Raw genomic sequence first — 20,401 nt, forward strand, 5'->3', positions numbered from 1 at the left:
ATCCGCCTCTGGCAGAATCCGGGCCATGCCTTCTGCCCTCGTCACCGGTATCACCGGCCAGGACGGTCCCTACCTCGCCGAACTCCTGCTCTCCAAGGGATACGACGTCTACGGCCTCATGCGCGGGCAGAACAACCCCAAGCGCGCCATGGTCGAACGCGAACTCCCCGACGTCAAGATCCTCACCGGCGACCTCACCGACCAGTCCAGCCTCATGCGCGCACTCAACGACAGCAACCCCACCGAGGTCTACAACCTCGGCGCCATCTCCTTCGTGGCCTACTCCTGGGAAAACGCCAAAGTCACCTCCGACGTCACCGGACTCGGCGTCCTCAACCTCCTCGAAGCCGTCCGCCTCCACGCCGGCAACGACCCCGCCTCCGTCAAGTTCTACCAAGCCTCCAGCTCCGAGATGTTCGGCAAGGTCCAGCAGGTCCCCCAGTCCGAGGAAACCCTCCTGTGGCCCCGCTCCCCCTACGGCGTCGCCAAGGTCTACGGCCACTACATGACCATCAACTACCGCGAGTCCTACGGCATGCACGCCTCCTCCGGCATCCTGTTCAACCACGAATCCCCCCGCCGCGGCCCCGAATTCGTCACCCGCAAAGTCACCCAGGCCGTCGCCCGCATCCAACTCGGCCTCCAACACGAAATCGTCATGGGCAACCTCGACGCCCAACGCGACTGGGGCTACGCCGGCGACTACGTCGAAGCCATGTGGCTCATGCTCCAACAACCCCACGGCGACGACTACGTCGTATCCACCGACGAAACCCACACCATCCGCGAACTCCTCGACCTCGCCTTCGCCCAGGTCGGCATCAACGACTGGGAACGCTACGTCCGCCAAGACCCCCGCTTCATGCGCCCCGCCGAAGTCGACCTCCTCATCGGCGACTCCACCAAAGCCCGCACCACCCTCGGCTGGACACCCAAGGTCAACTTCCCCGAACTCGTCGCCATGATGGTCGACTCCGACCTGGCCGAGCAGAAGAAGCTCGCCGGCCTCTGATGAGTCCCCACACGTCCACGGACCGCCGGCGCGCCTTCATCACGGGCGCGTCCGGCCAGGACGGCAGCTACCTTGCCGAGCATCTCGTGGCCGATGGCATGGAGGTGCACGCGCTCACCCTGTCGGGCGAGCGCGCAGCCGACCTGCCCGACGGGGTCGTCCTGCACCACGGCGATCTGACCGACGTGGCAGCGACCCGCGCGCTCCTGCGCGACCTCCACCCGCGCGAGATCTACAACCTGGCCGCGATCAGCTCCGTCGCGCTGGCCTGGGAGCAGCCGGACCTCTGCGCGGAGGTCAACGGCCTCGCCGCCGTCGCCCTCATGGAGTCGGCCTGGCTGATCGCCGAGTCGACCGGGCAGGACGTCCGCTTCGTCCAGTGCTCCAGCGCCGAGATCTTCGGGGAGCCGTCCGAGTCGCCGCAGACCGAGGAGACCCCCCTCCGCCCCCTCAACCCGTACGGCGCGGCGAAGGCCTACGCGCATCTCATGGCCGGTGTCTACCGCTCGCGTGGGCTGCACACCTCCAGCCTGGTGCTCTACAACCACGAGTCGCCTCGGCGCCCGACACGGTTCGTGACGCGCAAGATCACCTCGACGGTCGCCGCGATCGCCCAGGGCCGGGCCACTGAGCTCGTGCTCGGCAACCAGGAGGCCCGTCGCGACTTCGGCTGGGCACCCGACTACGTCGACGCGATGGTGCGAGCCGCCCGCCACGACGTGGGCGGCGACTACGTGATCGCGACCGGCACCAGCCACAGCGTTCGCGACTTCGTGGCGGCTGCGTTCTCACATGCCGGGGTCACTGACTGGGAGCGGTTCGTCCGCACCGATCCTGCGCTGCTGCGTCCGACCGATCCGACCGACCTCCGCGGGGATGCATCGAGGGCCCGCGTCGTACTCGACTGGGAGCCGACCGTTCCGTTCGACGAGATCGTCGGCCGGATGGTGGACACGGATCTCGCGTGAGCGCAGGCGAGCCCGGCGGGTCACCTGCGCGGCCACGACCTAGGATCGACAGCATGCACACCCTGACCGCACCGTCCCGGATCCGGATGGCGGTGGGTGCGGTGACGTTGGTCCTGGCCACGGGGTGCGCCGGCGAGGCACCGAGCAACAGCGAGCTCGACAGGGTTCCCTCCACGCTGGCCGCGCGTCCCACCCCGCGAGCCCAGCCCAAGATCACGCTCGAGATCGACACCCCCGCCAGGTTCCTGAACGGGTACGCCGAGTCGTCAGGCGACGAGGTGTGGCAGAAGTCGATGGATCTGCTGCGCGACTGGACGTTCAACCCCGAGCTGGTCCAGCCCCACACTATCAAGAAGGGCGAGCTCGACGGGCTGCTGCCACTCCTCACCGGCGAGGCCGAGCAGCGGTGGCGCAAGGCCATCCGCCGCGCGCTGCCCCTCTGGATGAGCCCCTCGCCCAAGATGAAGAAGATGGCACGCGCTCAGCTGGAGATCCTCCAGCTGGTGATCTGGAACATCCGGCCACCGACGACGCGCGGTTGGGGCAACCCGATGTTCACCCCGGTGCGGATCACGCATGGCCGGATCCAGGGGGGCGGCGACCTGGGCGTCATGTTCCAGGTGCACACCGCGCTTCGCTGGCGCGGCCACGGCCTGGAGTACGAGGTGCCCTACGACAGCTTCATCCAGATGAACTGGCGACGTGTGGACGGTGAGTGGAAGATCGCGGCCATCAACCGCGCGTGGACCCTCAAGGAGGAGCGGCTGGTCGGGCCGCCGGAGGCCGTGAAGAGCTCCAGGGCGGCGGCGAAGGCCAGCAGGAGCGCGGAGCCCGCGCCCAGCGAGCGCCCGTCGACGCGCCCCTCCGTCATCGACTCGGCGCCCTAGGCAACCCGACCCCGCCACACTCCGCGGAAATGGCAGGAACCCCCGGACCTCGTCGGTCCGGGGGTTCCTCCGTTCAAGCGGTGATGCTGAGGCTCAGGCCTCGGTCGCGGGCGCAGCAGCCTTCTTGGCCGGAGCCTTCTTGGCCGGGGCCTTCTTCGCGGGAGCAGCCTTCTTGGCGGCCGGGGCCTTCTTGGCCGGAGCCTTCTTGGCGGCCGGGGCCTTCTTGGCCGGGGCGGGCGCCTCGGTCTTGCGGATCTTGGCGAGGATCTCCTGGCCCTTGGCAGCAAGCTCCTCGTAGCGCTTGGTGACGTCCGCGAGGACGTCCTTCAGCTCGTCCTGAAACTTGGCCGGGAGGGCCTTGACGTCAGCCTGGAGCTCGGCGAGCTTCGCCTCGGCCTTGGCCTGCAGGTCCTTGAGCTGGGCCTGGACGTTGGCCGGGGCACCCTTGAGCTGCGCCTCGAACTTGGCCGGAGCGGCCTTGACCTCAGCCTGCAGGTCCTTGATCTTCGCCTCGACCTTGGCGGGAGCGGTCTTGGCCTCGGCCTGCAGCTCCTTGACCTTGGACTCGAGCTTCGCCTGCGCCTTGGTGGCCTCCGCCTGGAGACCCTTCAGCTTCGCCTCGACCTTGGCCGGGGCAGCCTTGGCGTCAGCCTGCAGACCCTTGACGCGGGCCTCGAGCTTCGCCTGGGTCTTCTTCGCCTCGGTCTGGACGTCGGCAACCTTCGCCTGCAGGTCAGCGGCGTACTTCTTCACGTCGAACTTGGTGGCCATCGTGGCACTCCTTTGGTTTGGTGTGTCCGGTGGGCGGGAGCCGCCTCACCTTGCGGGGTGGGTCAGCTCTCGCCTTCGTCGTCGCGCTCCGCAGCATTGATCGCGAGGAACGACGCGTAGACATCGAGCAGGGACTGCTTCTGTCGCTCGGTCAGGCCCGAGTCGGCCAACACCGCCAGCTCCACGGAACCGCCGACGCCATCCTCGGGATTGAGGATGCCGGCACGGATGTAGAGCTGCTCGGCGGAGATCCGCAGGGCCTTCGCGATCTGCTGAAGCACGTCGGCGGAGGGCTTGCGCAGACCACGTTCGATCTGCGACAGGTACGGGTTGGACACACCGGCTGCCTCGGAGAGCTGGCGCAGCGACAGCTTGGACGCCTGTCGCTGCTCCTTGAGGTACTCCCCCAGATTGCCGACGGTCTTACCGACCATTCCCTTTGCCATGTCCCCATTGTTGCTAACTATTGTTAGCAAAAGCAAATGTCTGCATCGTGAATCACGCCACACTGACGGCGATTCCCCTGCCACACAAGGGATCTGACGCCAGAAACCGTTGCTTGCTACTGCTTGCACTCCCCGCCGAGAGGCCAGGTCTGGCGCGCCGAACCGCCAGGTCTGGTGCGCCGAGTGGCCAGGTCCGGCGGGCCGAACCGTCAGATCCGGTGGATCGAAGCGTCGCCACCACCTCACCGATCCCGCGCCCGGTCGCCCGACGCCCACCCCACCGGCATCGTGCGAGGATGACGGGCGTGTCCAGCCAGAACCCGCAGCCGGTGCCCCAGCACTGCCCGACCGCCCGCGAGCTCGACGACCTCGAGTTGCTCCTGAGCGGCGCACTCGCCCCGCTGACCAGCTTCAACGAGCCCGGATCTGCGGTCACGCTGCAGCTGCCCGAGGAGCTCGTCGCCCGCCACGAGATCGAGCTCGTCGACCCCGAAGGCCTCCCCTTGGCTCGCGTCACCAACGACGCTGGTCGGTGGACCCCGCTCGGCCTCAGCGCTGCGGCGTACGGACCGTTCCGGCGGCTGCACCTGACGCCGGCCGACGCGAGGACGAAGTACGCCGGGGCGACCTGGACGCCGCTGACCGACGCACTGACGACCGACGAGATCGCCGAGCTGTCCGCCATCGAGGGTCCCAGGGTGCTGCTCGCACTGACCGGCCGCGGCACGCCCGACGACCTCTCCCCCGTCGGCCTGGTCCGCGCGTCGCTCGCGGCCGCTGACCTCATTGGCGACACCGCCGTGATCGCAGTCCCGCTTGCGAGCCACGGGGATGCCGACGCGGACCACGCGCTCGGCACGCAGGTCGTGCAGAACTACGCCCTCGACGACCAGATCCGACCTCTCACCACGCCAGACCTGACCTCTCGGCACGCCAGACCTGACCTCTCGGCGTATCCGGAGGGGATCAGGGAGGTGGTCGAGTTCGACCGGCCGCCGCTCGACCAGCGCGGGCTCGTCCTCTTCTTCACTGGCCTGTCCGGCTCCGGCAAGTCGACGCTCGCGCGCGAGCTGGTCGACAAGGTCCTCGAGCAGGGACACCGCACGGTCACGTCCCTCGACGGTGATGTCGTGCGCCGCAACCTCTCCGCCGGCCTGACCTTCTCCAGGGAGGACCGCGAGACCAATATCCGCCGGATCGGCTGGGTGGCCGCCGAGATCGCCCGCCACGGCGGCCTTGCGGTGGTCTCCCCGATCGCCCCCTTCGACAGCACGCGCCAGCAGGTGCGGGAGTACGTCGAGGAGGCCGGCGGCACGTTCTTCCTGATCCACGTGGCCACTCCGCTCGAGGAGTGCGAGCGCCGCGACCGCAAGGGGCTCTACGCCAAGGCGCGCCAGGGCCTGATCCCGGAGTTCACCGGCATCTCCAGCCCCTACGAGGAGCCCGAGGACGCCGACGTACGCGTCGACACCACCGGTCACACCGTGGAGAGCGCGCTGTCCGTCGTCGAGAAGGCGCTCGAGGCCGCCGGGCTGTTGGCGCTCTGATGTTCCGGGTCCTCTTCGTCTGCACGGCGAACATCTGCCGCTCGCCCTACATGGAGCTCGTGGGTCGCTGGGCGCTCCCGGAGGACAGCAACCTCGCGTTGAGCTCGGCCGGAACGCTCGGGTTCGTGGACCACCCGATGAACGACACGATGGCGGAGACGCTGGCGGGCGACGACCGGGGCGGCATCGACGCGCAGGCCTTCCGAAGCCGCCGGCTCACCTCAGCCCTGGTGAACGAGGCCGATCTCGTCCTGACGGCAGAGGACGAGCACCGCCAGTTCATCCTGCTGGAGCAGCCCGCGGCGTTCCGCAAGGTCTTCTCCCTCGGCCAGTTCGCCACCGTCGTCCAGCGACTGGATTCGCAGGCTTCCGGATCAGCTTTGGTGGATGCTGTCGCCAACACGAGCGGGATCGCCCAGATCCGTGCCGACGTGGCCGACCCCTACCGCCGGGGCCGACGCGCCGCCGCGAACTGCGCGCGCCAGATCGACGAACTGCTGGCTGTGGTCCTGCCAGCACTCGACAACCACGCCGGAGCACGGCGGTTGCCCGATACTCGGTCCACACGGTCCGGCACGGAAGGCGAGGAGTAATGGACGAGCGGTCCGAGGAGATGCATGTCCTCCACGAGGACATGCACTTCGACACGGTGAAGCGTGTTCGCCGCCGACGCCGCAACAGCCTCTGGGCCCGCAAGACCCGGCGGCTGCGCCACTGGATCAAGGAGCACAAGGCGCTCTCGGTGCTCATCGGGATCGTCCTGTTCCTCCTGCTGATCCTGCTGCTGTGGCTGCTCTGGCTCTGGATGCACCTGAACGAGGTCGAGCGCTTCGACCTCGACCTCGACGACCGCCCGCCCTACTACGGCGGCCAGAACATCCTGCTCGTCGGCCTCGACTGCGACGCAGAGGCGCCGGTCTCCGACTCGCTGCGCCACTGCAACCCCGACGAGGGCACGGACCTCTCCGACCTCGAGCACGCCAGCGCCACCGGCAACCGCAGCGACGTGATCATGGTCCTCCACGTCAGTGAGGACGGCAGCAAGGCGCAGCTGGTCTCGATCCCCCGCGACTCGTACGTCGAGGTGAAGGGGCACGGCCGCACCAAGATCAACGCCGCCTTCTCCTACGGGGGCCCGAGCCTCCTCGCCCACACCGTCGAGCAGGCGACCGGGCTCTACATCAACCACATGGCAGTCGTGGACTTCCACGGCTTCAAGGGCATCTCCAACGCGATCGGCGGCGTCCAGGTCTACGTGAAGGACGAGATCACCGTGCCCGGCACCGGTCAGGTGGCCTGGCCCCAGGGGTGGCAGACCATCAAGGGCGAGGACGCGTTGACCTACGTCCGCACCCGATACGGCCTCCCGCGCGGCGACTTCGACCGCGTCCAGCGTCATCAGAACTTCCTGCGGGCGGTCATGCAGCGCACCCAGTCGATGGCGGTGCTGGCCAACCCGCTCGCGGTGACCAGGCTCGTGGGTGAGGTCACCGGCAACCTGGCGGTGGACTCCGGGTTCAAGAACTCCGAGATCCTGGACCTGACCTTCGCCGGTCTCCAGCTGCGCATGGACGACATCTCCTACGCCACCGTCCCCTACGAGGGCAGCGCCATGGTCGACGGCGCCTCCGTCGTACTCCTCAAGGAGAAGGAGATGCGCGAGCTGTTCGACGCGATCGCGCACGACAGGTTCATCAGCTACGTCAACGACCACCCGGTCGAAACCCTTCCTGCGGATCAGGACGTCGACTGACCGATCCGCCCGAGCCGATACGATGTCGGCTGCTTGTCCCGACGAGAGGCCCAGACACATGGCAGAGCCAGCAATGGCTTCTACACGCTCCGACTACCAGCTGAGTCAGCTTGACCAGCTGGAGGCGGAGTCGATCCACATCTTCCGCGAGGTCGCCAGCGAGTTCGAGAAGCCCGTCCTGATGTTCTCGGGTGGCAAGGACTCCATCGTCATGCTCCGCCTGGCGGAGAAGGCGTTCTACCCGGCGAAGATCCCGTTCTCGATCCTCCAGGTCGACACGGGTCTCGACTTCCCCGAGGTCATGGAGACGCGCGACCGCTGGGTCAGCCGCCTCGGCGTGAACCTCGTGGTGGCGAGCATCGACGACGCGATCAAGAACGGCATCATTCCCGACGCCGCGAAGATCAGCCGCAACCGCCTCCAGATCCCCACGCTGCTCAACGCGATCGAGGAGAACGGCTTCACCGCTGCCTTCGGTGGTGGCCGCCGCGACGAGGAGAAGGCCCGCGCCAAGGAGCGCGTCTACTCCCACCGCGACGAGTTCGGCCAGTGGGACCCGAAGATGCAGCGTCCCGAGCTGTGGAGCCTCTACAACGGGCGCCTCCACGAGGGCGAGCACATGCGCATCTTCCCGATCTCGAACTGGACCGAGCTGGACGTCTGGGACTACATCGGCCGCGAGGGCATCGAGATCCCGAACATCTACTTCAGCCACCAGCGCCGCGTCTTCGAGCGCGACGGCATGCTGATGAGCGAGACGCCGCTCAACCCGCTGCGCGAGGGCGAGGTCGTCACCGAGCGCACCGTCCGCTTCCGCACCTGTGGCGACATCACGCTGACCGGCTGCGTGGAGAGCACGGCGTCCACCATCGACGAGATCATCGCCGAGGTGTCGATCGCCAAGAAGACCGAGCGTGGCGCCACCCGTGGCGACGACCGGTTCTCCGAGGCTGCCATGGAAGACCGCAAGAAGGAGGGCTACTTCTGATGGCCAGCACCACCGAAAAGCCCATGGACCTGCTGCGCTTCGCGACCGCCGGCTCCGTCGACGACGGCAAGTCGACCCTCATCGGTCGCCTGCTGCTCGACTCCAAGTCGATCTTCGAGGACCAGCTCGAGGCCGTCGAGGCCACCTCGGTCTCCAAGGGCTACGACTACACCGACCTCGCGCTGCTGACCGACGGTCTGCGCTCCGAGCGCGAGCAGGGCATCACCATCGACGTGGCCTACCGCTACTTCGCGACCCCGTCGCGCAAGTTCATCATCGCCGACACTCCGGGCCACGTTCAGTACACCCGCAACATGGTCACCGGTGCGTCCACCGCCGACCTCGGCCTCGTCCTCGTCGACGCCCGCCAGGGCCTCACCGAGCAGTCGCGCCGCCACGCGGTCATCCTGTCGCTGCTCCGGGTCCCGCACCTGGTGCTCGCGGTCAACAAGATGGACCTCGTCGACTTCGACGAGAAGGTCTACAAGAAGATCCAGGACGAGTTCACCGCGTTCGCGACGAAGCTCAACATCCCGGACCTCGAGGTCATCCCGATCTCGGCGCTGTCCGGCGACAACGTCGTCAACCGCTCCGAGAACATGCCGTGGTACCAGGGCCCGACCCTGATGCACCACCTCGAGCACGTTCACGTCGCGTCTGACCGCGACCTGATCGACGCCCGCTTCCCCGTGCAGTACGTCGTTCGCCCGAAGTCGGACGAGTTCCACGACTACCGCGGCTACGGCGGCATGGTGGCCGGCGGCGTGCTCAAGAAGGGCGACGAGGTCGTCGTCCTCCCCTCGGGCATGACGTCCCGGATCGCGGGCATCGACCTCTTCGACCAGGAGGTCGACCTGGCCTTCCCGCCGATGTCGGTCACCGTGCGTCTCGAGGACGACGTCGACGTGTCGCGCGGCGACATGATCGCCCGCGTGAACAACGCTCCGACGGCGTCGCAGGACATCGACGCGATGGTCTGCTGGATGACGACCGAGCCGCTTCGCCCGAAGCAGAAGCTCGCGATCAAGCACACGACCCGCAACGGGCGCGCGCTGGTCAAGGACATCCAGTACCGCCTGGACGTCAACACGCTGCACCGCGATCTGGAGACCAAGGAGCTCGGCGTCAACGAGATCGGCCGTGTGCAGCTGCGCACCACCGTCCCGCTGCTGGTCGACCCCTACTCGAAGAACCGCACCACCGGTTCGTTCATCCTGATCGACGAGGCGACCGGCATCACTGTCGGCGCCGGCATGATCAACGGCTGATCCAGCCTCAGTACGACGAAGCGGCGGTCACCCTCCGGGGTGGCCGCCGCTTCGCATTTGGATGAGTTCGCGCAGGACTACAGCTTGCCGCGGCGCCCGACGGCGCCCTCGAGCTCCGTGACGGTCGGCGCCCCGAACATCGGCAGGCCGTGCTGCTTGCGCAGCGCCCCCCAGACGAGAGGGACCAGCACCAGCATCGCGATACCGACGCCGGCGATGGTGATCGCCTCGAACGTCTCCTGGCCCTCGCCGTAGGGGTGCAGGCCAGCCTTGAAGAGCAGCGCAACCCCCGACATCGTCAGCACGACCACGATCCCGCGCCGGATGATCGACTGCGGGACGCGGGGAGCGAGCCGGCTGCCGATGAGGGTGCCGGGGACCGAGCCGAGCACGAGCGGGATGAGCAGGCTCCAGTCGAGCCCGTGGATGGCGATGTTGGACAGGGCGGCGGCCAGCACGAGAGGCACGGCCTGCACCAGGTCCGTGCCGACCAGCTTCACGGGCGACAGCCCGGGGTAGAGCATCAGCAGGGCGACCATGATCACGGAGCCGGAGCCGACGCTGGTGATCCCGACGAGCAGGCCGCCGAGGGCACCGACGAGGAGCGTGGGGACCGGCCGGATGTAGGGGTGCTCATCCGGCTGCACACCGCCACGACGGACGTTGCGGAGGTTGATGTAGAGGCGCACGGCGTACGTCGACGCGGCAAAGAGCAGCGCGATGCCGATGCACAGCTTGAGCGTCTTCTCCAGCGTCTCCGGGTCATCCGTGACCGCGCTGACCAGCCACGGCCCGAGGAAGGCCATCGGGACCGAGCCGATGATCAACCACTTCGCCAGCGCCAGGTTGGGTGATCCCCCGCGCCAGTGGGTGATCGCGCCGCCGGTCTTGTAGATCGCGGCTGCCGTGAGGTCCGCCGTGACGATCGCCGCCGTGTGGCCCACACCGAGGAAGATCAGCGCAGGCGTCATGAGAGCCCCGCCGCCCATGCCTGTCAGGCCGACGACGATGCCGACGAAGAATCCGGCGGCGAGGATGGAGAAGAACGCCGTGGTGATGAGCTCGGGCAAGACAGTGCACCCTGTTCGTGTGAGGTCATGGCAACGCAGAAGCCATTCTGCTCAACAAACCTTAGTGGCTATCTCGAGTTACCGGACGACAGTGCGAGCAGGATCTCGCCGAGCAGCGCGCTGATCTGGTCCGCCGCACACACGCCGGCGGCATCAACGGCCGCGGCATCAACGGCTGCGGCTCAACCTGCAGCGTGGCAACCGGTCGAGGTCGACAGGATCGTGTTGACCGACATCGCGAACGTGTAGCGGGCACCCACTTCGTCCTCCGCCACGATCTTGAGGTAGTCCGGCCTCTCGACGACGAGTTCCGGGTCGCGGAAACCGTTCTCCTTGCCGACCGCGATCACGAGATCGCGGACCGCGTCACGCTGCTCGATCGGATAGGTGCCCTCAAAGCGACGGCGCGGGAGGACGGCCTCGAGGCCGGAGTCCCCCTCGCCGCAATACGCGCGTCCACCAGAATCTGCGGCCGTCTCCCACGGGCGGGTGCCGAACTCAGCGCCCAGCCGATCGATCACCGCGTCACTGAACGCGTTGTAGTGATCGACTGCCTGGTCGATCGTGAGCGTGGAGTCCATGGGCTCTCCTGCCTTGTCCTTGTCCGAGGTGCATCCCGTGAGGGCGAGTGTTGCTCCGAGGAGGAGCGCGAGGGCACGGCTACGCATCATCCGCCGGTCACCTTGTTCCATCCGTCACTGATCTTGTCGCCGACCCAACGACCGCCGTCCTCGACCTTGTCGCCCGCCCAGACGGCACCGTCGCGGCCCGCCTCGACGGCATGGTTCGCAAGGCTGCCGGGGAGCCCGAGGTCCAGCTCGTTGGTCTGCACGAGACGATCGTGGTCCGCGCCGACCGCGACGACTGCCATGTTGTGCTGAGGGGTGGACTGGTCCATCAGATACTCCGAGTGCCACTCCGACTCACTGAGCTCAACGCCGTCGACCTCACTCGAGCTGGTGGACAGCCGGTCAATGCCGGGGATGTTGTCCGGATCCGCACCGAACTGGCCGGCGTCACCGACCTCATCACTGCTGGCCTCCATGTTGAACGCATGGCCCTCGGAGAGGCCGAGGTCTGCCAGGTTGTCGGTGCCGAGTCCCGGCGAACCGAAGAACACGGCATCGTCGACTCCCGTGCCCTGCTGGAGTGCGAACCCGAGTGTGGTCGAGCCGTAGGAGTGGCCCAGGGCGGTGATGTGGGCGTCATCGCGGCGCATCGCGTCAAGTCCGTTGTAGAACCCGGCGAGGTCGTCGCCGCCCGCACGGGCGAGGTCATCGTTGGCGACGCTGGCCGAGGAACCGTCGAAGCCGGGATCGAGTACGTCGGTGTTGAGCTGAGGCGCTTCGTAACCCAGCCAGCTGACGACCGCTGTCGACTCGTCGCGTCCCGCGAGGTCGAGCTCGCCGTCCATCGTCGCCCGGAGCTCGAGCATGTCCTTGTCATAGCCCTTGAGGCTGTCCTCAACGGTCGTCGTGAGACCCGGCGTGAACACCGCGATGTGATCCGCCGTGTCAACGTTGCCGATGGCAACCGCGGCCTTCAGCTGCTCCTCACCCGAGATGTCGAGGGTGAGCAGCTGGCGGTCGCCGAGTGCAAGAACCTCCTCGACGCTGTCCAGGCCGTCGAGCTTGTTCTGGATGATCTCGGCCTGGTCGTCATCGCCGCGCGCACGCGCGTCGGCGAGCTGCTGCTCGAGCTCGTCGCGGTACTGAGGAAGCAGTGCCCGGTTGGCCTGGTCGCGGACGGAGCCGGGGACGCCGTCGAGGTTGCCGACCCACTCGGGATGGAACTTGAGGACGGCGGCCTTCTCGGCATCGCTGAGCTCGTTCCACCACGTGGCGTTCTGCCCAGGCGAGCCGGCGCGTGGCGGGCCGGACGCAGGAAGGTCCGCGATCGTCGGCACGATGACGTCAGACCGCGCGGCTGCCGTTGCTGCAGCGACGGCGGCGGCAGCTGCGGCATCCTTCACTGCGTCGACGACGCCTGCGAAGAATCCACCTTCCGAGCTGGTGCGGTCCTGGTCCTCCGCGTTGGTCTCCGCCGTCACGCTGAGGAGGCGGACACTCGCACCGGCCTGCTGGAGGCCGAGGCGGTGCTCTCCCTCCCAGCTCGCCACGAAGTCCTGGCACTCCGGGCCCTCCCACTGGGAGACGGCGTCGCTGACCAGCCGCTGGATCGTGACGCTGATCGAATCGAGCTGATCAGCCGAGCCGCCCAGGAGCGAGGCAAGACGTCTGATCGCTGCCGGGTCCATGCCGACGAACGTGCCCATCGGGACTCCTCTCGGGCGGATGCGGACGGGGGGTCACTCTCGATGCAGAACGGCCGGGCGACTCCCCCGCGGGGCGCCCGGCCGTCCGTTGACCAACCGGTGGTCAGGCGTTGGAGGTGGTCTCCTGCTGGTCAGCCTGCTGGTTGGCCGACTGGCTCAGCTGCGAGATCGCGTCGGTCGCGGTCTGCAGGGTCACCTTGTGCTGGCCGGACCAGTCGTTGACGAAGTTGGTGGAGTCGAGACCCTTCCAGTTGGCCTCTGCCTCCTGGATCGCGGACTCGACGGTGGTGATGACCGAGTTCAGCGACTCGGCGTTGTTCGACAGACCGGTAGCGACCTGACGGATCGCTTCCGGGCTCATTCCGACAAAAGCCATGGTTCTGTTCCTTTCGGGAACCGGCACCCGAGGTGCCGGGAAGACTGGGTGGTTGAGGTGACCTGGGACGGTCAGCCGGCGGAGGTCTGCTCCTGCTCGTCCGCCTGCGAGGAAGCGGTCGTGGCCAGCTGGCGGATCGCGTCCGCAGCGGCGGTCAGCGACGGCTTGTGCTGCGCGTTCCAGGAGTCGATGAACGCCGTGGCGTCATCACCCGTCCAGTTGTTGCCAGCCTCAGCAATCAGGCCATCGACCGCCGCGATCACGGACTCGATCTCGTCTGCCTGGCCGGTCAGCTGCTGCGACACTCCGCGGACGATCTCGACGTCCATTCCGAGCATGCTCATCGATGTTTCCTTTCCTTGGTGGGGCCTACCCCCGATGTGAAAAAACCTATGGTGGATCCGGCTACACGTCGATGGGGAGAACTACCCATCCAGATCGGGTGTGGCGATCTGGACCAGCGACGCTCGTCCCGAGCCGACGAGGAATCCTCGACCGAACGGGAAGTCATTGCGGTTGATCCGCGGGAACGGTGTGTTGAACATGCCGAGGCCGCTCTCCTGGTCCGGCTGCAGCGACAGGCCTCGGCGGCCGGCCTTGACGAGGCCGATGAAGCCCATGCCGGTCTTCAGCGTGCTGACCTCGCCCTCGACCACGAACCACTGGTCCTCGGCCATGCACGCCTTCACCAGCTGCTGGAACGCCGCGTCGGCCGGGCTCGACACGTAATCTCCGGCCGCCTCGACGACCACCATCACCGGCGGCGCGCCCGCGGGCCGCTGCTGGATCAGGGGCGTGAGCTCGTTGGCGTTGCGCACGGCGTCCTCGATGGTCGTTGCCGAGGACTTCCACCACGGCTGGCCGGCGAGTGCCGAGCGCCGCGGGCCGAAGTAGTGCAGCTCCGCATCGGGACGGGTACGCCGCAGCGTGGCGATCATCGTCGCGAGCGCGGTGCTGCGACCACTGCCCGGAGGACCGATCAGCAGGAAGGAACCGGCCGGCTCGATGGCGAACGGGGCGAGCGTGTCACCCGCGATGCCGAGAGTGACCTTGCCGTCGCTCGCAACCGGAAGCTCGCCCAGCGAGACCTCGGCGTTGAGGCTCCGGATCGGCGGCGCCGCCGGGACACCGGCGTCGCGCATTGCCTCCGCGAGCGCGCGCACCTGCTCGGCCTGGCTCAGCGAATCGGGGCGCTCGCCGAGCACGGCGACCTGGATCTGGCGCTCGTCGTCGACGGCACGGCCGGCGGGCGTCGTGCTGTCGAAGACGTCGTTGGGCACACCGAGCATGGCGTAGTCGTCTGCCGTCGCCATGCGCATCACGATGCGTCGCTGGACGGCGGACGAGAGTGCCGTCGGCAGGCCGCTGCGCACCTCGGATGCGATGACCACGTGGATGCCGACCGGTCGGCCTTCGCTCGCGATGCTCGTGACCATGTCGACGTAGCGCACCCGGTCGGTGCTCTCGTAGGCGGAGCGGAAGGCCGCGATGCCGTCGAGCAGCAGCAGGATCCGCGGCTCGTCGGGCTGCCCCGCGAGGCGTCGGTAGTCCGTGATCGTCGCAGCGTTGACCGCGCTGAACCGCGCCGCACGCTCGTCGATCTCCTGGCGCAACCAGGTCAGCAGGCGCACCAGCCTCTCGTGGTCGTTCGACGAGATGATGCTGCCGACGTGGGGCAGGTCCTCGAGCATGGCGAGGCCCCGTGATCCGAAGTCGAGGCCGTAGACGTGGCACGGTCCGCCGCGGTGCGCGAACCCTGCGGCCAGCGCGATCGAACGGAGCAGCGTGCTCTTGCCCGAACCGCCGGTGCCGAAGACGGCAAGGTTGCCCTCGCGGTCGGGCCGGAACGAGATCGCGGGCTGGCTCTGGCGCTCCGGGTCGTCACCGACCGCGAACGTCAGCTCCTCGTCGCGGCGTCGGGCCGGCAGAGTCGCGATGTCGTACGTCGTGCGCAGCTCGGGCAGCCAGGCCTTGCGCGGCGGCCGCAGCTCGGCCAGGGCGTTGGCCTTCACGATGTTCTGGACGAGAAGCTTGATGTCGGTGGCCGAGCGGTCCTTGTGGACCGGCGGCGGCTTCGCCATCTCCCAGCGGGTCGGCGCTCCGAGGCCGAGCTCCTCGACGAGGATCTCCGGCGGCTCGGGCTCCGACGAGGTCCAGCCGCCGGCGTACGCCGTCTGGAAGGACGTCAGCCGACGCGGGCCGGACTTCGACATCGCGCGGCCCGGGATCGCCGGGTCGAAGTGGGCGGCGGCGTCGGTGCCGAGGACGTCGGTGGAGTCCGCCTCGTCAGCCATGCGGAGCGCGACGCGGAGGTTGGTGTTGGCGCGGAGGTTGTCCTTGATGACACCGGCCGGGCGCTGGGTGGCGAGGATCAGGTGAAGGCCGAGGGAGCGACCGCGCTGGGCAACGTTGACGACGCCGTCGACGAACTCCGGCACCTCCTTGACCAGCGCTGCGAACTCGTCGACCACGATGACCAGGCTCGGCGGAGCACCGACGACACCGTGGCGCTCGAGCTCGATCAGGTCCTTGGCACCGTGCTCGGCGAGCAGCTCCTCACGGAAGCGCAGCTCGGCGCTGAGCGAGGTCAGCGCGCGACGGACCATCGCCGGCGACAGGTCGGTGACCAGACCGATGGTGTGCGGCAGGTCTACACAGTCGGCGAACGCCGCGCCGCCCTTGTAGTCGACGAGCAGGAAGGTGACGCGCTCGGGGCTGTGCGCACCCGCGAGCGCCGTGATCCAGGACTGGAGGAGCTCGGACTTGCCCGCACCCGTGGTGCCACCGACGAGGGCGTGGGGGCCGTCGGCGCGCAGGTCGATCGCGTGGTGGCCGGAGGCCGACTGGCCGAGGAGCGCGCGCAGGTGGCCCGCACGCTTCGGCCGCTCCGCCGGAGCACGGGGACCCGACAGCAGTGAGCCGTTCTCCAGCCAGCGCTCGAGGACGACCTCGGGGTGGTCGCGAAGCTCGTGCCCCAGCAGCGCGAACTGGGTCACGGCACGCGGGAGGTCGCTGGCGTCCTCGGCGCGGGCGCCGGCGTCGTTGACCGGCGCCAGCGAGCGTGCCACCGTCATCGCGGAGGCGGCATCGAGGCCGTCGGCGGTGACCGGGCTGACCGTGTCGCCCTCGATCACGAAGCCGACGTGCGAGGTGCCGTCGCTCGGGACCAGCTCGAGGAAGACCTTGCAGGCGGCAGGGAGGACGCGCGGGGATCCGGCCAGCCACAGGACGTGTACGCCGCGGGCCGGGCCACGCTCGGCGAGCGCCACGAGGCGGGCGTGGTCGGCGGTGGTGCCGGGCTCGATCACCACGAGGATCGCGGTGTCGCTGTCCTTCTCGCGTGCCTCGATGAGCTCCTCGAGCTCCGACAGCAGCGCAGTCGCTCCCGCCGGCGTGCTGGCGAGGTGTCCGGCGGTCAGCGGGCTGCTCGCCGGCATCGTGTGCGGGAGCCAGGTCAGCCAGCCCCAGTCGGGAGCGTTCGCGGAGGCGAGGAAGCCGGCGACGACCAGCTCGGACGGAGCGTGCAGCGTCGTCGCCTGGACGACGAGTGCGCGCGCGACGTCGAGCACGCGCGTGCGGGGTCCGGCCACACCGATCGCCGTGGTCGCGAGCTCCCCGACGATCGGCACGCCGGTGACGTCGCGGTGCTTCTCGATGAGCTCCTCGAACTGCTGGACGAGCTCGTAAGGCGCCTTCGTGGCACGCGGCGACGCGATCGTCGTGCGGCTCGGGAGGGACCCGAGACCGAGCCGGAGCTCGGCGAAGCGGGGCTGGTCGGGGCGGCGGCTCCACACCAGCGGTCCCAGCTCGCGCACGGACTCCACGCAGTCGACGACCGACGGGTGCTCGGCGAGCCGGGACAGCACCTCCGCCTGTTGGTCGGCGGTGATGTCTTCGGAGAGCGCGGAGAGGTCGGCGGCGTACTCCGCCTGGAGGCGCTTCCACTCCCGCTTGGTGGAGATCTTGGACTCGAGGACGCCCATGAGTGCCATCAGCGGCGACATCGCCACGAAGATCAGCGAGGTCAGCCGCTCCGTCACCAGGTAGAGCACGCCACCCATCAGGATCGGCGCGACGAAGATCAGGGGCGACAGCGGGCGGGGCCGGGGGCGCTCCGGGGCAACGATCGCGTCGAACTCACGGCCCTCGTGGAGCTTCTGGACGACGGGCGAGCGGATGAACTCGACCTGACCGGCAACCTGCGCCGGGTTGGAGAGCCGCTCCACGGTGAACTCGGTGTCGCCGATCCGCACGCGGTCGCCGGGGCCGACGATCGCGCGGACCGAGGGCTCGCCATCGATGTTGAGACCGTTGGCGGAGCCCTGGTCGATGACCTCGATGACGTCGGTGACGTTGACCCGCACGTGGCGCCGCGAGACCAGCGGGTCGCCGAGGACGATGTCGCAGTCCTGCTCGCGGCCGATCATCACGGAGCCCAGCGGGATCGGGAACTCGCGGCCCTGGTCAGGCCCGCTGACCACCTTGATCCGGGCGGCGGCGTTCTGCGCGGCGGGCGCGGTGTAGCGGTCGCTCGCCGGCGCCAGGGTCAGGGTCACACCCGAGGCGAGGGCCGCCTCGCCGACGTGGAGCTTGGGGTCGAGCAGACGCCCGTGGTCGGCCAGCGCAAGCGTGAGCGCACGATCCGGGGAGGCACCCCCACCCCGCGGGTCAGACGCCGCGAGGTGCGTGGCGAGGTCGCCGATCGTCGCGGTCGCGTCAACGTGCGCCACCAGGTCCGTGGCCGAACCGCCAGGGCGGCGCAGGGTGAACTTGAGCTTCACGAAGATCCTTCCATCCGCCGGAAGCTGGCGAGGTTGACCGCGACCTTGAGCCGGGCGAGACGGCTGAGCGGCTTGGCCATCTCCTCACGGAGCGCATCGGCCTTGTCCCAGTACGTCTTTGCGTGCTCGTCGGTCGGGTCCTCGATGCCGAAGATGTGGCCGTCGGCGCCGCGCGCGAGGTCGTTGAACCCCGCCACGCCGATCGCCGTCGCCTGCTCCCGTCGGGTGGCCCGCGCGGTGACCGCGTGCCCGTGGTCGCGGGCGTGGTCCAGCAGGTCGCGCCAGGCCAGCGCGAGTCGCGTCGCCGGCGTGCCACGGGTACGCCGCAGCGCGCGACGCCGGCGCTTGGCCCAGATGATCAGGCCGAGGATGCCCGCGATCAGGACGAGCGGCAGGACGACGTACTTGAGGAAGGCGATGACGAAGCCGGGGATCTGGAACGAGGAGTCCCGGTGCTGGTCGAGGCGGTCGAGGCTGTCCTCGACCGGGTCGCCCGCGCTGGACGGCGGCCGGACCGGCGCCGGCGGCGGGATCACCTTGCCGGCGACGAGCTTCTTCTGCTCGGGGGTCTCCTGCTGCGGCGGGGTCTCGGTGTTCATGAACTCCTCGGTCGGGAGCGTGCGCCACGTCCCGTCCGCGGCGCGCAGCTCGACCCAGGCGTGCACGTCCTTGCCCTTGATGATGCCGTCCTTGGGCACCTGGGCACCCATGGCGACGCGTGCCGGCACACCGGCCTGGTTGGCGAGGATCGCCATCATCGCCGCGAACTGCTCGTCGTTGCCGGCCATCTGGCGGTCGGCTGCGGTGAACTCGGTGAGCCGACTCAGGGAGTGCCCGGGGCGGAACTGCTCGAAGCCCGAGCCACCGTCGGTGTACTTGCCCTGGGACTTCAGCTCTGCGGCCACCGCGAGCACCCGCTCGAGAGGCGTCTCTGCCGTTCCCGCGAGCTGGCCGGCGAGGCTCTGGAACCGGCTGGCCGCCTCGACGCCGGGCAACGAGCCCGACCACGTCTGCAGGCCCTTGCCGAGGTCCCCGTCCGGCAGCACGGCACGGAAGCTGTAGCTGTCGCCCGGCTGGATGCCGCCGGGGAGCACGCCCGTGTCGGTTGCGAGGTTGTAGCGGAACGCGTCCTTCTGGTCGTCGAGGCCCTGCCCGAGCTTGATGCCCGTGAGCGCTCCTGCTTCGGGGAGCCAGACGCTGCGGTAGCCCTCGAGAACCTTGACCGTGGCCTCGACCTCCTTGCCGCCTGTCTCGGTGGCCGGGTTGTCGATCACCGAGCCGACCTTGCGGAAGGTGTCAAGGTTGCCCGGCTCCGTGCCCGAGTCGTTGGCCGCGCCCCAGACGATGCCGTTGTAGCTGTCCATCCCGGCAAACCGCACCCGCGTGCCGGCGGGCAGGCCGTCGACCTCGAGCAGAGGCTTCTCGTGGAGCTTGAGGTGCTCAGGGCCGACGTAGTCCTTGGTGTGCTTGCGGAAGGAGGCGAGCGGGGAGGGGTACTGGCCGACGTCGAACGGCGGCTCCACCCAGGTGCGCAGGACCACGCGCTCCTCCCCCATGCCGGGAAGGCGCGGGCCGGCGAAGACCGCGATCAGTGCCGCGGCGCCGCAGAGCGCAGCACCCAGCACGACCCGGCTCCTGCTGCGGCTGCCGATGTTGACGGTGCTGGACTGCCAGCGGGCCCGGATGACGACCCACGCGACGCCGAGCACGCCGGACAGCAGACCGATCACCGCGAGATCGTCGGCGTGCTGGACACCGAGCAGGATCACAGCGGCGAGCAGTGCGAGGGCACCGAGCAGCGGCAGGTACGCCGAGCGAAGGCGCCGCGCGAGGGTCAGCGTGCCGGCACCGGCGAGCAGGCCGAGCAGGTAGGGCAGCGCCAGCAGCGGCCCTCCGTCGACCGGCGGAAGCGTGGTCAGCAACTCCTTCCACCCGTGCACGGACTGATCGGCGAGGTCGACGAGGGTCCCGGGCAGCGGCAGTGCGGCAGCTGCGCTGTCGGGGCCCGCGACGGCACCACCGAGCAGGAAGAAGGCCACCACGACGAAGAGGGCCAGCACGACGACCGGCTGTGCCAGCTCGACGGCGAGGTGCGCAAGCAGGACGCCGAGGACGAGGCCGAGCACGCCTGCGAGCAGGTAGGTCCACCCGTGGAAGGTGTCCTTGAACCCGTACATGGCGACGGTGCCGAGCGCCAGGACGAAGAGCAGGTCGACCAGCGCGCGGCCGGTCGGGATCAGCGAAGCGGGTCGCTTCATG

17 protein-coding genes are annotated in these 20,401 nt (G+C 68.8%); 8 read left to right on the plus strand and 9 right to left on the minus strand.

The window, feature by feature from the left end; genetic code table 11:
- Positions 1-25 precede the first annotated feature (25 nt).
- Genes D4739_RS03405 through D4739_RS03415 form a run of 3 tightly spaced genes read left to right on the plus strand, consistent with a single transcriptional unit; the run spans position 26 to position 2,867 of the window.
- Complete coding sequence (locus D4739_RS03405; protein WP_120059257.1) at positions 26-1,012, plus strand: GDP-mannose 4,6-dehydratase; 987 nt, start codon at positions 26-28, stop codon at positions 1,010-1,012.
- The gene (locus D4739_RS03410) at positions 1,012-1,980 is read left to right on the plus strand and encodes a GDP-mannose 4,6-dehydratase (protein ID WP_120059258.1); all 969 of its coding nucleotides are present in this window, start codon (positions 1,012-1,014) and stop codon (positions 1,978-1,980) included. The genes D4739_RS03405 and D4739_RS03410 overlap by 1 nt, the downstream gene beginning before the upstream one ends.
- 53 nt (positions 1,981-2,033) lie before the next feature.
- Positions 2,034-2,867 (plus strand): hypothetical protein, encoded by an 834-nt coding sequence (locus tag D4739_RS03415; protein WP_120059259.1) that lies wholly within the window; start codon positions 2,034-2,036, stop codon positions 2,865-2,867.
- Positions 2,868-2,960: 93 nt separating this feature from the next.
- Here D4739_RS03415 and D4739_RS16790 read toward each other — a convergent pair whose 3' ends face one another.
- Positions 2,961-3,638: a histone gene (locus D4739_RS16790; RefSeq protein WP_182920501.1), complete on the minus strand. Its 678-nt coding sequence runs from the start codon at positions 3,636-3,638 to the stop codon at positions 2,961-2,963.
- A gap of 62 nt (positions 3,639-3,700) precedes the next feature.
- Positions 3,701-4,084: a helix-turn-helix domain-containing protein gene (locus D4739_RS03425; RefSeq protein ID WP_120059260.1), complete on the minus strand. Its 384-nt coding sequence runs from the start codon at positions 4,082-4,084 to the stop codon at positions 3,701-3,703.
- Positions 4,085-4,389: 305 nt separating this feature from the next.
- Between D4739_RS03425 and cysC the strand changes: the two genes are divergently transcribed.
- The 5 genes from cysC (at position 4,390) to D4739_RS03450 (ending at position 9,640) form a co-directional block, all read left to right on the plus strand.
- The gene (gene cysC, locus D4739_RS03430) at positions 4,390-5,631 is read left to right on the plus strand and encodes an adenylyl-sulfate kinase (protein WP_238473505.1); all 1,242 of its coding nucleotides are present in this window, start codon (positions 4,390-4,392) and stop codon (positions 5,629-5,631) included.
- Positions 5,631-6,224, plus strand: coding sequence for an arsenate reductase/protein-tyrosine-phosphatase family protein (locus D4739_RS17120; protein ID WP_120059262.1), 594 nt, complete (start codon positions 5,631-5,633; stop codon positions 6,222-6,224). The genes cysC and D4739_RS17120 overlap by 1 nt, the downstream gene beginning before the upstream one ends.
- Positions 6,224-7,384 (plus strand): LCP family protein, encoded by a 1,161-nt coding sequence (locus D4739_RS03440; protein ID WP_120059263.1) that lies wholly within the window; start codon positions 6,224-6,226, stop codon positions 7,382-7,384. Before D4739_RS17120 ends, D4739_RS03440 begins: the two co-directional genes overlap by 1 nt.
- A 73-nt stretch (positions 7,385-7,457) precedes the next feature.
- Complete coding sequence (cysD, locus tag D4739_RS03445; protein WP_182920466.1) at positions 7,458-8,372, plus strand: sulfate adenylyltransferase subunit CysD; 915 nt, start codon at positions 7,458-7,460, stop codon at positions 8,370-8,372.
- Positions 8,372-9,640 (plus strand): sulfate adenylyltransferase subunit 1, encoded by a 1,269-nt coding sequence (locus tag D4739_RS03450; RefSeq protein WP_120059265.1) that lies wholly within the window; start codon positions 8,372-8,374, stop codon positions 9,638-9,640. Before cysD ends, D4739_RS03450 begins: the two co-directional genes overlap by 1 nt.
- 77 nt (positions 9,641-9,717) lie before the next feature.
- On the opposite strand, the gene D4739_RS03455 is transcribed toward D4739_RS03450, so the two are convergent.
- The 7 genes from D4739_RS03455 to D4739_RS03485 all read right to left on the minus strand — a co-directional run bounded on the left by D4739_RS03455 (position 9,718) and on the right by D4739_RS03485 (position 20,400).
- The gene (locus tag D4739_RS03455; protein ID WP_120059266.1) at positions 9,718-10,710 is read right to left on the minus strand and encodes a sulfite exporter TauE/SafE family protein; all 993 of its coding nucleotides are present in this window, start codon (positions 10,708-10,710) and stop codon (positions 9,718-9,720) included.
- A 182-nt stretch (positions 10,711-10,892) separates the two neighbouring features.
- Positions 10,893-11,402, minus strand: coding sequence for an LppA family lipoprotein (locus D4739_RS03460; RefSeq protein ID WP_120059267.1), 510 nt, complete (start codon positions 11,400-11,402; stop codon positions 10,893-10,895).
- Positions 11,378-12,985, minus strand: coding sequence for an alpha/beta hydrolase (locus tag D4739_RS03465; protein WP_120059268.1), 1,608 nt, complete (start codon positions 12,983-12,985; stop codon positions 11,378-11,380). Before D4739_RS03465 ends, D4739_RS03460 begins: the two co-directional genes overlap by 25 nt.
- Positions 12,986-13,088: 103 nt before the next feature.
- Positions 13,089-13,361, minus strand: coding sequence for a WXG100 family type VII secretion target (locus tag D4739_RS03470; protein WP_120059269.1), 273 nt, complete (start codon positions 13,359-13,361; stop codon positions 13,089-13,091).
- Positions 13,362-13,432: 71 nt separating this feature from the next.
- Positions 13,433-13,705: a WXG100 family type VII secretion target gene (locus D4739_RS03475; protein WP_120059270.1), complete on the minus strand. Its 273-nt coding sequence runs from the start codon at positions 13,703-13,705 to the stop codon at positions 13,433-13,435.
- Between the two features lie 81 nt (positions 13,706-13,786).
- Positions 13,787-18,142 (minus strand): FtsK/SpoIIIE domain-containing protein, encoded by a 4,356-nt coding sequence (locus tag D4739_RS03480; protein WP_120059271.1) that lies wholly within the window; start codon positions 18,140-18,142, stop codon positions 13,787-13,789.
- Positions 18,139-20,400 (minus strand): transglutaminase-like domain-containing protein, encoded by a 2,262-nt coding sequence (locus D4739_RS03485; protein ID WP_120059272.1) that lies wholly within the window; start codon positions 20,398-20,400, stop codon positions 18,139-18,141. Before D4739_RS03485 ends, D4739_RS03480 begins: the two co-directional genes overlap by 4 nt.
- Between the last annotated feature and the right edge of the window lies 1 nt (position 20,401).

The organism is Nocardioides cavernaquae, from assembly GCF_003600895.1.
GTDB lineage: Bacteria > Actinomycetota > Actinomycetes > Propionibacteriales > Nocardioidaceae > Nocardioides > Nocardioides cavernaquae.

What these genes read in the sequence shown, in the direction of transcription:
- D4739_RS03405 (WP_120059257.1), top strand. Translation starts at nt 26, where the DNA reads ATGCCTTCTGCCCTCGTCACCGGTATCACCGGCCAGGACGGTCCCTAC.
- D4739_RS17120 (WP_120059262.1), top strand. Translation starts at nt 5,631, where the DNA reads ATGTTCCGGGTCCTCTTCGTCTGCACGGCGAACATCTGCCGCTCGCCC.
- D4739_RS03465 (WP_120059268.1), bottom strand. Translation starts at nt 12,985, where the DNA reads ATGGGCACGTTCGTCGGCATGGACCCGGCAGCGATCAGACGTCTTGCC.
- D4739_RS03460 (WP_120059267.1), bottom strand. Translation starts at nt 11,402, where the DNA reads ATGGAACAAGGTGACCGGCGGATGATGCGTAGCCGTGCCCTCGCGCTC.
- D4739_RS03470 (WP_120059269.1), bottom strand. Translation starts at nt 13,361, where the DNA reads ATGGCTTTTGTCGGAATGAGCCCGGAAGCGATCCGTCAGGTCGCTACC.
- D4739_RS03410 (WP_120059258.1), top strand. Translation starts at nt 1,012, where the DNA reads ATGAGTCCCCACACGTCCACGGACCGCCGGCGCGCCTTCATCACGGGC.
- D4739_RS03475 (WP_120059270.1), bottom strand. Translation starts at nt 13,705, where the DNA reads ATGAGCATGCTCGGAATGGACGTCGAGATCGTCCGCGGAGTGTCGCAG.
- D4739_RS03415 (WP_120059259.1), top strand. Translation starts at nt 2,034, where the DNA reads ATGCACACCCTGACCGCACCGTCCCGGATCCGGATGGCGGTGGGTGCG.
- D4739_RS03440 (WP_120059263.1), top strand. Translation starts at nt 6,224, where the DNA reads ATGGACGAGCGGTCCGAGGAGATGCATGTCCTCCACGAGGACATGCAC.
- D4739_RS03485 (WP_120059272.1), bottom strand. Translation starts at nt 20,400, where the DNA reads ATGAAGCGACCCGCTTCGCTGATCCCGACCGGCCGCGCGCTGGTCGAC.
- D4739_RS16790 (WP_182920501.1), bottom strand. Translation starts at nt 3,638, where the DNA reads ATGGCCACCAAGTTCGACGTGAAGAAGTACGCCGCTGACCTGCAGGCG.
- D4739_RS03450 (WP_120059265.1), top strand. Translation starts at nt 8,372, where the DNA reads ATGGCCAGCACCACCGAAAAGCCCATGGACCTGCTGCGCTTCGCGACC.
- cysD (WP_182920466.1), top strand. Translation starts at nt 7,458, where the DNA reads ATGGCTTCTACACGCTCCGACTACCAGCTGAGTCAGCTTGACCAGCTG.
- D4739_RS03425 (WP_120059260.1), bottom strand. Translation starts at nt 4,084, where the DNA reads ATGGCAAAGGGAATGGTCGGTAAGACCGTCGGCAATCTGGGGGAGTAC.